Source organism: Sporosarcina sp. Y838, assembly GCF_056786515.1.
Genome location: NZ_JBXCJD010000004.1, coordinates 166,677 through 181,454, shown reverse-complemented (window position 1 = coordinate 181,454; position 14,778 = coordinate 166,677). Strand labels below are relative to the sequence as shown.

Here is a 14,778-nt window from a genome sequence, read left to right as displayed (position 1 = left end):
ATGAATTTAGAAATGGTTATGCAGGAGCTTGAAGCCCTTGGTAAGGAACGAATGAAAAAAATGTACATATCGAATGGTGCGCAAGAGCCGCTTTTTGGCGCGGGTACAGGCGCTATGAAACCAATCGTAAAGAAAATAAAAATTAATCAACCTTTAGCTGAAGAGCTTTATGCGACAAGGAACTATGATGCAATGTACTTTGCAGGCATTATTGCAGACCCAAAAGCCATGACTGAGTCGGATTATGATCGTTGGATGGATGGGGCGTATTTTTATATGCTGTCCGATTATGTAGTGGCTGTAACTTTGTCAGAGTCAGATATTGCACAAGAAGTTGCTGATAAATGGATTGCAAGCGGTGAAGAGTTGAGAATGTCAGCGGGCTATAGTTGTTACTGTTGGCTTTTAGGGAATCGAAAGGACGTTGAATTTTCAGCAGCCAAAATTTCCGATATGCTTGATATAGTGAAAAATACGATTCACGATGCGCCAGAACGAACGAAATCCGCTATGAATAATTTTGTATACACTGTAGGTGTTTCCTATTTGCCGCTCCATGAAAAGGCAGTTAAGATCGCAAATGAAATAGGTATCGTAGAAGTCAAACGAGACAACAAAAAAAGCAGTCTTCTCAATGCTTCCGAAAGTATTCAAAAAATAGTCGATAAAGAAAAGATTGGTTTTAAACGCAAGTATGTAAGATGTTAAAAGTAGCCTCGCATCGAGAAACGTTTTTCAATTATCCAGAGCTTTGATCCAACGTAAGCGTCAAATAACGGCCACGCGTATGGCAGGTGGCCGTTATTTGACGCTTACGTCTATTCTATAGGGTGCATTTTATGATGTAGAGTTCTTCCTTTTTCAGTCTTGTATTCGAACTAGCTGTGCTTTTTCCACGTCATAACTTAATCCCTTGGCACTTGGATCATTGTCATATTCTAATATAGCCAATGTTTTTTCCGTTCCTTTTAGAGAATCCCAATCATCATCACTTACTATTAAAAATAGATCCGTATATACTCTTCCTTACCCAATGACCAAATTACCTTCATAGTTAATGTTTATATTTACATCCTCTATTTCTAATTCGTGTGATTTTCCTTAGTGAAAAGCAATGGATGAAATTGTTTTCGTTTTAGCTTTTTCTTGATTTGTTATTTCTGATATTAATTTTTTCTCTACAAGTGATTGAGCGGTTTCTTCTGTCAGGATCATGATTTTCTTATCATCATTTGTTAATATTTTAATTTTGTGCAATTCTTCTTCTACTAACTTATCCTTCTTTTTCTCCACAGCATTTAGAATTTCCTCTTCTTCCCCATACAGGATTACTCCATTTGCTTTTGCAAACATATTGCATCCTGTTAATGCTGTTACCGCCATAAGTGTTGTGAAAATAACCAGTATTGTATTTTCATTTTGTTTATCCCCTATTCTATTTTATAACCATCTGTACTATTGATTTTATTATAGGAGGCGCGCAAGTTTCTAGCCATCGCTTTAGATGACGTTCACATTACAATATTGCAACCTTGCATGTTACTGGAAAAAACTTTCACTAATAAGTTAATTTGGGGAAATTCGTTTTAACTGTATTAAAGTAGGAAGGAAGAACTTTACAGTGGACGGTAGCGTCATTGTATTAAGTTAAGCAGGGGGTGAGATTATGGGCTTTTGGTATTTCTTACTATTACTTGTAGGATTATTTCTGGTAGTTAAGGGGCTACTTGGGAATAAAAAATACAGCCTGGTTTTAGTAGGACTATTATGTATTTCGTTCTCATTATTTATGTTTTCTCCAGGAAGTGCTGAAATCATTTCAGAGTTATTCAATTTAAGCTAGCATGTAGAATAGATATTAAATTGATCACTGATAGCTACTTTTCAATAGTAGATAGTTTACTCGGATAAATTATCGGAAGATTCGCTAACCAATGCATTACTGGAACAACATTCATGAATTTCTTTTTGTGGAAAGACTAAAAGGGGATAGAGGTGACTTTGTGAACAAATTTTTCAAAGTGACTCTTATTGTTTTCGGAGTGATTCTATTAGGAATAGCTATACTTGTATTTTCTTTTCTTCAGAGTATGAAGCCAGATAAAGAAAAAGAAGAAAAGGTGAAAATTCAGGCAGAGGAATATTTAGAAGATAAATTTAATAATAACTTCGAGATAGATGACATTTTGTATGATAATATGGGTAACTTTAATTTTGATTACGGTGCCAAGGTGCGGGATAAGAGAAATAATGTAACATTTTTTGTTTACTATAGCGAAGCTAAGGAAAAAATGGTGGACACTTACGCCGCTGATAAATGGGCAGATGATTTAGAACATGAAATAGGTCCTTACATTAAAGAAAAACTCGGAGAAATCACTGATTTTCACGTCTATTATGATGACGAAGTAGGAGAAGAATTGGGTATTGATTCTGCTAATCCGGGGAGTTATAAAGATTTTAACGTTGCACCTACGATTCGTATTAATATCCCCCGAAAAAAGAGTAACGAGGATGAAAAACTCTTTAATGAGTTCATATCTTTTCTGGAAAGCGAAGACAAACTGCAACAGGGTACTGTTATTATCGGTTACGTCGCTGAAAATGGTGTGATATTGGAAGATGATGAATGGAGTAAAGAATTTCAATAACATAGATGAGTGGGATTACTCAACTCAGGGATGCGTTTCTACAATAAGTGGAGACGCTTTTTCACTAACAAGGAAGCAAATTCTTATTGAATAATACAGAATTCAAATATAAAGGAGGTTAAATAATGGGACTTATATTGGAAAAGGCAACTGAAAACGATGCACAAGCTATTTTTGATATTCAGGTAAAAGCCTTTATGCCTTTGTTACATAAATATGAGGATTACGAAACAAACCCAGCGAATGAAACTATCGAAAGAGTACTATCGAGAATAAATCAATATAATGGTGGTTTCTATAAGATATTTGCAGACGATACCCTTGTGGGAGCTATCTGTGTTTTTTGGAGAGAAGACGTTCAATTTTGGATTAGTCCGATGTTTATTTTGCCTACTTATCAAGGAAAAGGGATAGCTCAAAAGGTTTTAAATTTAATTGAAGATATGTTCCCCCAAGCAACTACTTGGGAATTAGCTACAATAATAGAGGAAGAACAAAATTGTTATTTATACGAAAAAATGGGTTATAGCAAAACAGGAGTCAGCAAGAAATTAAACGATAACGCAACTCTTATATTTTATAAAAAGGACTGTTAAAACACAAAATACCTTGTTAAGCCAACGGGCAGGTTACATACGAAATATGGGGGTGTTTACATTGAAGAATGGACGTAATGGCGGAATTATTTACTGGAAGCTGAATTATAGAAAAAAATTCATGAGGACTTTATGGCTGGTACCATTCAGTGTCGTGGTAATTATAATACTGTTCACTTATTCGGAATTACCCGTTCTATATAAAATAATATCAACCTCTGTATTAATAGTTGCTTTGCTTTTTCAATTAGTCTATACGTATTCTAAGTGGAAGAGAGAAAAACAATTAGACAAATGAATCATTACATTTTTTAAGCTGATGGTAGCGTTTCTAATAAGTAGAAACCCACTTTTACTAACAGGCAGGTTTATTTGAAGAAAAACGATTGTAAGGAGGGGGAAAGTGAAGAAGAAACTTTGGATTTCTGTTCTAATCTTAGGAGTAGCTATAGCCGTTTTCTATTCTATTGTGAAATTTAATCCGCCTTTAGAAATTGGTACTATTGCTTCGTCTGGAGATCGTAAATCAGTCGTTGTTGGAATTGGTAATAAGGGTTTTCGTGAAATTAAAGTATTAGACACTTCAGTGAACAACAATGAAGCACCATTAAAAACAAAAGTACAGGTTACTAACGCTTTACAAGGTTTCATCATATCGGATGATTATAATAATGAGGAATCAAAAGAGTATGGATTCAAAAGTTTAGAGGATGTATCTATTAAAGTGGGCACATCTCCATCTTCTAACTTTAAAAAATTAGATGCTGGCACAGCTTCTAAAAAGGATGAAATTTATGGGATTAGTGTTATTCATCATGAAGCTATAAATAAGGTTCATTTGAGGTATAGATATCTTGGGATTTCATTTAATGAAACTGTGTTCATCAATTAACGATGCAGGAAATTTGAGGAAGGACGTTTAATCAGTGTTCAACAATCGATCAGATTACTTAAAAAGAAGCATTTGCTTTTATAGCAAATGCTTCTTTAAGTCAGTATATTAAATTTGAAAACTTAACAGTTACATAACCTGTTTTTAACTAGTTTCTAGTGGTAATGATGGATCCTTTGCCCATTCAGTCAGTGAACCATCATAAACAGCTACATTCTTTTGTCCGAGTTTATTTAGTATTAATCCAGTCCATGTAGCGGCAATTGCACTGCCACAATATGTGATGACTTTTTTGTTGGGGTCCAGAGCTCCAACTTTCTCAAATATTTCACGTAGTTTTTCATCATCATATAGTTCTTTAGTTTTCGGGTCGGATAGTGAACCAAAGAATACATTAACACTTCCAGGAATGTGACCAGGTCTTCCGTAGGTGTTCACTTCACCGCTAAAATTCGCTTCCGATAAACTATCAAGAATAATAACGTTCTCATCATTTATTGCTTCTAGAACTTCTTCTTTTGTTACAAATAATTCAGATTTTCTTTCACCTGTAAAGCTTCCTTTCGGATAAGAACCGGGCTCGGTAGTTACAGGTCGGCCTTCCTCAATCCATTTTGGAAAACCTCCATCAAGCACTGCTACATTGTCAAAACCTTCGTATGATAATTGCCAAGCAAGACGTGATGCCCAATCTGATGCGATAACATCAGGAATATTGATGATTGCACCTTGATCATAAACAACTACATATGTGCCTTCTCCTACGCCAAGCTCACTAACCTTTTCGACAAATGTATCACGAGGAGGTAGGGTAAAAGAAAATTCAGAGTCCGGATCTGATAAGTCATTGTAAAGATCGGCAAAAACAGCTCCTGGTATATGTCCCTTTTCATAAGCTTCTTTTCCAGACCACACATCATAATAACCATCTTTTTCAGGGTTTTTTAAGAATGTAGTGGCATCGAGTAATCTTAAATTTGGATCATCCAATCTTTCGGCTAACCAATCTGTAGTTACAATTAAAGGTACATTACTCATTATCATCTTCTCCTTTGTCTATCTAATTTTGAAAACATATAGGAATAGTATGTTTTATCGTTTGTAATAATATTAACATTCATCTTGACTCCTTTCAACTATACGGGTTTGAATTAATAATTTTAGATATTAGCTAGCTTAAATAGAGATTAGTAAAATAGTTTCACGGATTTATCCCATGACATTTGTGAAGTATTGTACTTAAAGTAACAGGTGCAATTGCTCAATAAGAGCAAACGCTTCTTATGTTCAAGCGTCAGTTGAATAAAGTTGTAATAATGACATCATTGTATACTTTTTTTCATACTATACCTTGGGGTGAAAAAATGGCGAGAGTAAAATACCGCGATTCAGACATTGACTTAATAGCAAGGATGATGAGAGCAGAAGCCGAGGCTGAAGGTAATCAAGGAATGTTATATGTTGGAAATGTAATCGTTAATCGTCTTGTGGCAGAATGTCCAGACTTTGTAGATTTAAGATCAATTGAAGACGTCATTTTTCAAATACAAGGAGGAAACTATTCTTTTGAAGCTGTTCAAAAAGGGAATTTGTTTTATGAACGAGCGAGACCTAATGAAAAGAGATTAGCAAAACAGACTTTGCTTTACTGGAGAGACCATCCAGCGAAATATGCCCTTTGGTATTTTAATCCGTCTGGTCCATGTCCTCCAACATGGTATGATCAACCTTTTACTGGTCAGTTTAAACAACATTGTTTTTATGAACCACTAGCTGGAACATGTGATAGTGTTTATAACGGTTAGGTTGTTTAGGAGCGATTGCTAATTCCCGAGGGTTAAGCTTTTGGTGTTAGAAATACAACGTTTTTAGTCATAGATACTTGTAACTAGCTAACAAAACACGTTCCATTCAGTTATTGAATGAGACGTGTTATTTTCATTGTCTATTACGATAGAGGAAAGAAAGAGGTAATACGGGAGATATCAGAATCGTGTTAGTTGCTTTCGCTGATAACGATTTAAATTGATAGATTATTTAATTAATAATGCATATGTTATCTTGCAAATAGTGGGATTTAGTTTAAGATAGAATTAACAAGGTTTATTTTGAGTATAAATAAAGGAGGGATAAATGTGATTGAAATTTTAAATGATGTTGCAAAAACAGAAATGAAAAGCAAAATGAATCAGCTATTTGAGGACCCAGAAGATGTTCACCTTCATGTTCTGTATAAGTACAATGGAATTGAAAATTATATTATACAGGTCTTGAATTATGTACAAGATGGCATTGCAGCAGGAGATTACGTGATTCTTATTGAGAATTCTCGTATATACCCTATTCTTCAAAAAGAACTGAGCGCTCGTTTAACAAAAGATCAAATGAAGTTCATACACTATGTAAATAGCCTGGAATTCTATTGGTCAAGTGGCAGTTATCATCCTCCTTCAATCGCTGAGTACTTTAGTAATACAATTCAGCCCTATTTGGAAAATAGTATTTCTTTCCGAGCATGGGCGCATGTCGAGTGGGCCACTATGGAAGAGCCGCTACATCTTATAGAAGATTTAGAGGAAATAGTAGACAAAGCTGTAAATCAGCTGTCGTTTCCATTAATTTGTGCGTACGAGAGAGATAAAATGCCAGACTACCTCAAAACAATTTTGATGGAGACACACCCTTACGTTCTACTAGAAGACGATTTCATTGTCTCGGACCAATATCAGTCACATGATGAAGTAAAATAAAACACGCTTTGGAAAATTTCCAAAGCGTGTTTTATTTTACCGAAGAATTGGTTTTTTATTGAATTAATAGGTGCATTTAATCCAACAAGGGTTTACGCTCAATTTTTTAAAGTGTTTGTAGTGACGGCTTGTTACTTCAATTGTAAATAATATTAAATTTTATAATATATTTGAGGTGACGAAAGTGTCTTTTAAGATTTTTATCCAATTTGGTTTGGCTTCAATACTTTTAATAGTTTCTACTGGGGCTACTTGGTATGAAGGTAGCACAATATTAGAGAAACCGTGGGAATGGAAACATACTGCAATCTTTTCTCGGGTGGCAAATGGAAAAGTAGAAACCCTAAATGATATTTTACCAATTGACCATTTTGTATATGCAGCAAAATTTGCACCTACGTTCCCTTTACTTATGTTACTAAGTGCAACGTACCTCATAATCCTTATAGGATATATTCTACTCAAACGTAAGGGTAGGATATTTTCGTACTTCTTATCTGGTATTGGCGCTTTGTTTTTGGTATTAAGTGGTTTCGTATCAAAATCTCCTACTGCTGGGTTGAAAATTTTTTTCGTTGGTTTTCTACTAATAGGAATATTAGCGTTAGCCATGGTATTGCTTAGATTCCTTAATAATAAGACTAAACTTACTTCATCTTGAACTAACATGAGCATTAATTTAAGAATCGACAGCCTTTACAGGGCGGCCGATTCTTATTGAGTATTGGAGTAAAAAATTCCCTAAAACGTAAATATATGCTAGTTTTATATAATGAATGATATAATTCGAAATAAGTAATGGAGAATGAGGGGGGTATTATGAATAATCAGATGCGCAAGGCGAATCAGGCTAAAATTAGCCAACGAAAACATATCCCATTCCGGATGAACTTCCTGTTCTTTTCAATTTTTATCCTATTTTCATTGCTCATTTTCCGCCTTGGTTATTTACAAATCGTCAAAGGTGAGGAATATTCCCTTGAGTTGGAAAAAACAGAAGAAATACCTGTCAACACAAGCGTGCCAAGGGGAAGAATTTTTGACCGCATGGGGCATATTCTGGTTGATAACGATCCCAAAAATGCCATTACATATACGAAAATGACGTCTACGAGTTCAGCAGATATGCTAAAAGTCGCTGAGAAACTTGCGGTCTTGATTGACCAAGAGACGAAAAGGATTACTACTGGGGATAGGAGAGACTTCTGGATTTTAAAGAATTCTGAGGCAGCGTCGAAAAAGGTTTCTATAAAGGAATTAGAGAAACTTGAAAAGGAAAGTACGCTTTCAAGGATCGAATTGCAGCGTGAGATTAATAGGCTAACACGTGAACGTATTACGGAAGAGGAAATTGATTCATTCACGGAAGAGGAGCTAGAAGTACTTGCGATTTACAGAGAAATGATGTCGGGCTATGCGTACTCCCCACAAATAGTGAAAAGTGGAAATGTGACGGACGAGGAATTCGCAACTGTATCTGAACGTCTAGGAGAGTTGCCAGGCGTAGATACAACGACAGATTGGGAACGTATGAGGAGATCAGACAATACGATTCTAGGGACAACTACGAGTCCCATTGAAGGTATTCCTAAATCTCGAGAGAATTATTTATTGGCACGGGACTATTCAAGAAATGACCGTGTTGGAAAAAGTTATATTGAGCAGTATTATGAAGACTTGTTAAAGGGACAAAAAACAATTGTTAAGAATATTAAAGATCGTAGCGGGCGTATCGTCGAAACGAAAACAATCAGAGAAGGCGAACCAGGCAAGGATCTTATTCTGACGATTGATAGCGAACTGCAACAGACACTTGAAAAAATTGTTTCGGATAAATTGTTGGAATTGAAAAGAGGCCCAAATACCGGAGAATTGAACAGGGCTTTCCTAGTCATGATGAATCCGAATAATGGTGAAGTTCTTTCTCTTGTAGGTAAGCAGGTTGTTACGAATCCAGAAACAGGAAAGCTCGAAATATGGGACTACGCATTTGGGACGTTCACTGCACTTCACGAAGCGGGATCAACAGTTAAGATGGCAACGATTCTTACGGGGTATCAGGAAAATTTGGTACGTATCGGTGAAACGAAGATAGATGAACCAATTAATATCGGTGGTGGTATTACAAAAAGATCACTGTTTAATCAAAACGGTAGAGTTTATGTAAATGATATTGAAGCAATCGGCAGGTCTTCGAACGTTTATATGTTCCGTACTGCATTGTCCATGGTGAATTCCCGAAATAGTTCTAAGGACTCGGGAAGTAATAGAAGAAATGCATATGATACATTCCGACAATCTTTTGCGTCTTTCGGACTTGGAACAAAAACCGGCATTGACTTACCGGGCGAGTCAGGCGGCCTGATTGGTGATAGTAATGAATTAGGTATTTTAATGGATTTAACCATTGGACAGTTCGACACTTATACAACACTTCAACTGGCTCAATTCGTCTCAACAATTGCAAATGGCGGTTATCGTATTGCTCCGAAAGTGTTAAAAGAAATGCGCGAACCATCTGAGGATGGTGAAATTCTAGGTCCGCTCATTCAAGAAACAGAGGTTAATATCTTAAATAGGATTCAGAATACGGATGCGGAAATTGATCAAATGAAGCGTGGAATGCATTACGTGTATTATGCACCTAAAGGGACGGCTGCTAAAATTTTTGAAGGAAAAGCCTATGATGGAGCTGGGAAGACGGGGACGGCGCAGGCATTTAGCTCTGGAAAGGCGACAATCAACTTATCGCATGTCGGTTTTGCACCTTACGAAAATCCGGAAATTGCTTATGCAGTCCTTATCCCGAATATTACTACAAGGCCAGGAGATCACACGAATGGCTCTCAAAATAAGATTGTCCAGCAAGCTGTAGACGAATACTTTAAATTGAAAGTAAAAAGGGCTAAAGAAGAAAATTCTACAACAGCCGAGCAACCAATAATAAAGGTTCCTAAAATAGAATCTGAAAAATAATAGTAGGGAAACCAAAATAATGGTTTCCCTACTATTTCAATAGATAAATAAGCGTAAAAAAAGTGGTCGCTATTTTACGCTTACTCTGCAGTAATTAAAGGTAGATATTCATAAGGGGGAATTTTTTATGGAGATAAAATTACTGACTTTACAAACAAATAAAATAGAAATGATGAAAGAATTTTATACGCAACATTTGGGTTTTTCAATTTGTGGGGAGAATCCAAATGGATTTCAAATTCAAATAGGAACAAGTATTTTAGAATTTACTAATGAAAAAGTAGCAGGCGACCCCTATTATCATTTTGCATTTAATATACCCGCCAATCAATTTCAGGAAGCAAAGGAATGGTTGAAAGGAAAAACTACGCTTTTATTAGAAGAGGGAGAAGACGAGATAGATTTTGTATTTTGGTCTGCATCCGCTTGCTATTTTGAAGATCCAGCAGGAAATATAGTTGAACTTATTGCTCGGCATACTGTGAATCCAAATAGCGAAACGCCATTTTCAGTAAATAATATTTTGAATATCAGTGAAATTGGTTTAATTGTAAAAGATGCACCAAAGGTTGGAGAGGAATTGAAAAAAGTTAATATTTTTGAAAGAGATAGTGACCCTATTACAAATACTCTTTTAAATTTCATGCAAGAATATAATAATGGTGTTTTTCTTCTTCTAACTAGTATAGGTAGAAGATGGCTGTTCTCGGAAAAGAAATCAGTGATTTTCCCAATGACAATAACACTTGATAAACCATTAGTAATGGGTGTAGATGAAGAACATGAATTTTTCATTAGAAAAAATCATCATGAAGTCAATGTTTAACGAATTGTATTGCTCATTGGTAGGATTGTTTTAAGAAAATCTGTAACTGTCAGCAATGTCAGAATGGGGATTTGTATGGAGGGTATTATACATGGATGTATATATTGAAAAATTAAAAGTTACAGATGCCGAAGGTTTATATAAGTTTGAACTTGAAAATAGAACATTTTTCGAAGAAATGGTACCTTCTCGTGGAGATGACTACTATAACATTGGGATTTTTAAAAAAAGACACGAAGCTTTACTTGAAGAACAAGTTCAAGGAGGTTCGTATTTCTATTTAATTAAAGATAACGATAACGATAGTTCTATACTAGGAAGAATAAATTTAGTAGATATTGATAAATCTCAAAAAATCGGTCATCTCGGTTATAGGGTGGGGCAAGCGCATACTGGAAAAAGTATTGCCACTAGAGCATTGAAGTTATTATTAGAAATAGTAGATGACAAAGAAATAAAGCGAGTTAAAGCGAAAACAACAACTAACAATATAGCGTCTCAAAAAGTTCTAAACACCAATGGGTTCGAGAGGATCGCTACTGAGGGTGAAGAATTCGAAATGAATGGACAGAAGATAAACTTTGTTCATTATACTTGGACGATTGGAGTTTCGCCTCATTTGAACTAACTGTTGCGATTGCTCAATAATAAAAGCGGACCTTCTCTCATTGAATTCGAGAGCAAGCTCGGCTATTATCTATTTCATGAAATCCTACTCATGGCTAGTAAGCGTCAGCGTAGGCACATTTCAGCCAATTCGCTCAACTTACCTTCGCAGGAAATGATGAAATATGTCGCTTTTTCTGTATTTAATTTCTTTTAGGAAAACTTCTCCCTTTTTTATCTGTCGAAACTAGTCTATAATTAGGAAGGAATAGTATGTTTAATCATCGATGCATAATTAATATAGAGTGTGATACAGATTAATAGATACAAAAAAGGTGTGTGACGGGATTGTCCACGCTCTTTTTTGCAAATTCAAAATAAGGATGGATAAAATGAGTAGCCAAGAAACGAAAACAGACGTTATCTTAATTGGTGCTGGCATTATGAGTGCGACGTTAGGATCACTCTTGAAAGAGTTGGTACCGGACTGGAAAATCACCGTCTTTGAGAAACTTTCAAACGCCGGGGAGGAAAGCTCGAACGAATGGAATAATGCGGGGACGGGCCATGCTGCACTGTGCGAGCTGAACTACACAAGCGAAAAGCCCGACGGATCGATTGATATTAGTAAAGCGATAAAAATTAATGAAGAGTTTCAAATCTCCAAACAATTTTGGTCGTATTTGGTTGAGAAAAAACGAATCAGTAATCCAGAGGACTTTATCATGCCGTTGCCTCATATGAGTTTCGTACACGGTGAGAAAAATGTAAAGTTTCTAAAGAAACGTTTTGAAGCGATGTCAAACAATCCATTATTTCAAGAGATGGAATTTTCGGATGATCCTAAGAAACTAATGGAATGGCTTCCGCTTATTATGAAAGACCGGACAACCAATGAGCCGATTGCGGTTTCGAAAATTGACGCTGGAACGGATGTCAATTTTGGTGCGTTAACCAATAGCATGTTTGACCACTTAACGAGTCAAAACGTCGACATGCGCTACAGACAAAGCGTAGAGGATCTTAATCAGTTGAGCGATGGTTCATGGGAATTGAAAGTACGAAACGTTGATAATGGAAAAGTGGAACGCCATACTGCCAAATTCGTCTTTATTGGCGGCGGCGGAGGCAGCCTGCATTTACTACAAAAATCCGGAATTCCTGAAGGAAAAGGGATTGGGGGCTTCCCAGTAAGCGGCATGTTTATGGTTTGTAAAAATCCAGAAGTTTTGGCACAGCATCATGCGAAAGTATACGGGAAAGCTCCGGCGGGTGCACCACCAATGTCTGTTCCGCATCTTGACACACGATTCATCGACGATAAAAAATCGTTGCTGTTTGGACCGTTCGCGGGCTTCTCTCCGAAGTTTTTAAAAACCGGATCCATGATGGATTTATTAACTTCCGTAAAACCGAATAATGTCCTAACGATGTTATCGGCTGGCGTAAAAGAGATGTCTTTGACGAAATACTTGATTGAGCAAGTGATGTTATCGAAAGAAAAGCGCATGGAAGCTTTGCGAGAGTTTGTCCCGAACGCAAAAAGTGAGGATTGGGATTTAGTAGTAGCTGGCCAACGTGTACAAGTGATAAAGGATACGGAAAAGGGCGGCAAAGGTACGCTTCAATTTGGTACGGAACTGGTGAGTGCGGCAGATGGATCGATTGCTGCATTGCTCGGCGCTTCCCCGGGTGCGTCAACCGCCGTTCAGGTCATGCTTGACATCCTGGAGAAATGTTTCCCTGAACATATTGAAGAATGGCAACCGAAGATCAAGGAAATGATTCCTTCTTATGGCATGTCCCTAATGGAAAATCCAGAGCTTCTGCGCGAAATTCATGCTTCAACAGCGGAGTCGCTTGGTCTAAGTGAAAACGAGCCCGTTTATAGTTAAAATTGGTACCTCAGTTTAAAAAGACGCATTTCCGTATATACAACGGAAATGCGTCTTTTTAGTTATTCAATATGAAAATTGTTGAACCAAATAAACAGTGCCTGTCACACATATGGTGAACAGGCACTGTTTTTATCGTTTTCTTTTGTTTTTCTTACCATCTAAATTTAGAAATTCGCTCTCGCTTGCAAACTCTACATCGTTTTTCGGCTTGGTATCGTATTTAGCGGCATTTCGTTGTTTCCCTTTATCCTTATTCTTGTTTTTGTTTTCCTCTGACATAACATGAACCTCCTTTTGTAGAAAGATTTCATCCTTTCTATTGTGTCCAAGGAGAAGCAATTTATGTCTGGGTGATGAAAATGAGTGCGCTCTTAGTCTTGCAAATAAATGCAATGTTCCTATTGAGTCAATTTCATAATAGAGGAAATTAGAATAAAATCCGTAGAAGGTTGATTGTAACGAGAGGCGGACGCTTTCCGCGGGCACGGCTTCAATCTCCTCGTCACTGCGTTCCTGCGGGGCTTTTAGCCAAGGAAGAGTGTACTTTCTCTTCCTAGCTTTTCCCGCTGGAGTCGCCGCCTTCCGTTACAATCAACGGAACTCATCAATGCAAACGAATTATTAATTCATTTAAAAACAGAAACTTTTTTCAGCAAAACACATACTGGAATGGCTACAATAATCCCTACAATATTTTGAACCAGGTTTCCGGGAATTGAAGCAAGTGGTATCACCCAGTTGCCGAAAAGAATCCGTTCACAAACGTAATAAACGCCCAACATAAAGGGAATTGAAGCGATTGTGGCTAGTAGATTGAAAGGAATACTTTTTCCTCTGCGGCTCAACGACCAAGCAATTGTCCCAACAATATATCCTTGCAACCCACGAGCCACAATGGTAAATGGTGCCCACAATGTCCAACCAGACACTAAGTCAAATAACCCCATACCGATAGCGCCAGCGAGTGCCGCTTTTTTAGGGCCAAAAAGAATTGCTACAATAAAGAGCATGGCTGTTCCAAGATGAACCAACCCGCCATTTGCCGCGATAGGTAGTCTGATATTTAAAGTAAGGGTTGCAACGAATACAAGTGCAATTAACATTGCTGTTATTACCATATCAAAAGTGCGTGATTTTGAATAACTTGTTGTAGTCGTTAGTGGTGTTCTCATAGTCATAAAGCATCCCTTTCTTAGTGAAATCATTTTTGTATTCATAACTTTAGCAAATATCTGGACTATTGAAAAGTATCAATTTAGTGTAAAGCGTAGGGGTCAGTTTCGTGGGTAGATTGAAAAATATGATTTTTGAATTAGAGTGGGATGCCGTTTAATTTTAAATACTGTAGTTCGAAACGCTTTGGGAATTTGTGTAATCTTAGTAATTTCGTCCATTTCCCTCTGTTTTTCTACTATAATAGTCATAGGCCCTATGCATGCGCGGGGGCAGAATAGAAAAGGAGACTGAGTAAAATTCGAATTAATTGGAAAAAACTACTTTTTCTTATTGCGACTGTCTTCTTGCTGTTCCAACTCATTGGTAGCTTTTTTTTCTATGAGTTAGCAGTCAAGCGGGGACCGAAA

15 protein-coding genes and 1 pseudogene are annotated in these 14,778 nt (G+C 36.8%); 12 read left to right on the top strand and 4 right to left on the bottom strand.

The annotated features are described in order from the left end of the window. Positions 1 to 708, top strand: a complete 708-nt coding sequence (locus AC1TO4_RS07470) for a DNA alkylation repair protein (RefSeq protein ID WP_482104789.1) — start codon at positions 1 to 3, stop codon at positions 706 to 708. A gap of 153 nt (positions 709 to 861) precedes the next feature. Here the strand turns inward: AC1TO4_RS07470 and AC1TO4_RS07465 are convergent. Then, positions 862 to 1,353 (bottom strand): annotated as a pseudogene (locus AC1TO4_RS07465) (lipoprotein BA_5634 family protein). 313 nt (positions 1,354 to 1,666) lie between these two features. Between AC1TO4_RS07465 and AC1TO4_RS07460 the strand changes: the two are divergent. From AC1TO4_RS07460 to AC1TO4_RS07445, 4 genes are all read left to right on the top strand, one after another. After that, positions 1,667 to 1,843, top strand: coding sequence for a hypothetical protein (locus AC1TO4_RS07460; protein ID WP_482104788.1), 177 nt, complete (start codon positions 1,667 to 1,669; stop codon positions 1,841 to 1,843). 91 nt (positions 1,844 to 1,934) lie between these two features. Then, positions 1,935 to 2,651 carry a hypothetical protein gene (locus AC1TO4_RS07455; RefSeq protein WP_482104787.1) on the top strand — a complete coding sequence of 239 codons (717 nt, stop codon included), beginning with the start codon at positions 1,935 to 1,937 and terminating at the stop codon, positions 2,649 to 2,651. 125 nt (positions 2,652 to 2,776) lie between these two features. Next, the gene (locus AC1TO4_RS07450) at positions 2,777 to 3,247 is read left to right on the top strand and encodes a GNAT family N-acetyltransferase (RefSeq protein WP_482104786.1); all 471 of its coding nucleotides are present in this window, start codon (positions 2,777 to 2,779) and stop codon (positions 3,245 to 3,247) included. Between the two features lie 403 nt (positions 3,248 to 3,650). Further along, positions 3,651 to 4,139, top strand: a complete 489-nt coding sequence (locus AC1TO4_RS07445) for a hypothetical protein (RefSeq protein ID WP_482104785.1) — start codon at positions 3,651 to 3,653, stop codon at positions 4,137 to 4,139. A gap of 144 nt (positions 4,140 to 4,283) precedes the next feature. On the opposite strand, the gene AC1TO4_RS07440 is transcribed toward AC1TO4_RS07445, so the two are convergent. Beyond that, positions 4,284 to 5,177 (bottom strand): sulfurtransferase, encoded by an 894-nt coding sequence (locus AC1TO4_RS07440; RefSeq protein ID WP_482104784.1) that lies wholly within the window; start codon positions 5,175 to 5,177, stop codon positions 4,284 to 4,286. Positions 5,178 to 5,503: 326 nt separating this feature from the next. On the opposite strand from AC1TO4_RS07440, the gene AC1TO4_RS07435 reads away from it, so the two are divergent. The 7 genes from AC1TO4_RS07435 (at position 5,504) to AC1TO4_RS07405 (ending at position 13,192) form a co-directional block, all read left to right on the top strand. Beyond that, complete coding sequence (locus AC1TO4_RS07435) at positions 5,504 to 5,944, top strand: cell wall hydrolase (protein WP_482104783.1); 441 nt, start codon at positions 5,504 to 5,506, stop codon at positions 5,942 to 5,944. Positions 5,945 to 6,274: 330 nt separating this feature from the next. Further along, positions 6,275 to 6,889, top strand: a complete 615-nt coding sequence (locus AC1TO4_RS07430; RefSeq protein WP_482104782.1) for an MEDS domain-containing protein — start codon at positions 6,275 to 6,277, stop codon at positions 6,887 to 6,889. Between the two features lie 175 nt (positions 6,890 to 7,064). After that, on the top strand, positions 7,065 to 7,550 hold the full coding sequence (locus tag AC1TO4_RS07425; RefSeq protein ID WP_482104781.1) for a DUF4306 domain-containing protein: 486 nt from the start codon (positions 7,065 to 7,067) through the stop codon (positions 7,548 to 7,550). Between the two features lie 158 nt (positions 7,551 to 7,708). Continuing rightward, complete coding sequence (locus tag AC1TO4_RS07420) at positions 7,709 to 9,865, top strand: peptidoglycan D,D-transpeptidase FtsI family protein (RefSeq protein ID WP_482104780.1); 2,157 nt, start codon at positions 7,709 to 7,711, stop codon at positions 9,863 to 9,865. Positions 9,866 to 9,992: 127 nt separating this feature from the next. Next, complete coding sequence (locus AC1TO4_RS07415; protein WP_482104779.1) at positions 9,993 to 10,691, top strand: VOC family protein; 699 nt, start codon at positions 9,993 to 9,995, stop codon at positions 10,689 to 10,691. A gap of 91 nt (positions 10,692 to 10,782) precedes the next feature. Beyond that, a complete protein-coding gene (locus AC1TO4_RS07410) occupies positions 10,783 to 11,319 on the top strand; it encodes a GNAT family N-acetyltransferase (RefSeq protein ID WP_482104778.1) in 537 nt (178 codons plus the stop codon). A gap of 313 nt (positions 11,320 to 11,632) precedes the next feature. Continuing rightward, positions 11,633 to 13,192, top strand: coding sequence for a malate:quinone oxidoreductase (locus AC1TO4_RS07405; RefSeq protein ID WP_482101672.1), 1,560 nt, complete (start codon positions 11,633 to 11,635; stop codon positions 13,190 to 13,192). Positions 13,193 to 13,324: 132 nt separating this feature from the next. Here the strand turns inward: AC1TO4_RS07405 and AC1TO4_RS07400 are convergent, their stop codons facing one another. Next, entirely contained in the window at positions 13,325 to 13,474 is a 150-nt protein-coding gene (locus AC1TO4_RS07400) for a hypothetical protein (protein ID WP_482101671.1), read from the bottom strand. Between the two features lie 347 nt (positions 13,475 to 13,821). After that, positions 13,822 to 14,367, bottom strand: coding sequence for an ECF transporter S component (locus tag AC1TO4_RS07395; RefSeq protein ID WP_482104777.1), 546 nt, complete (start codon positions 14,365 to 14,367; stop codon positions 13,822 to 13,824). Positions 14,368 to 14,778 lie beyond the last annotated feature (411 nt).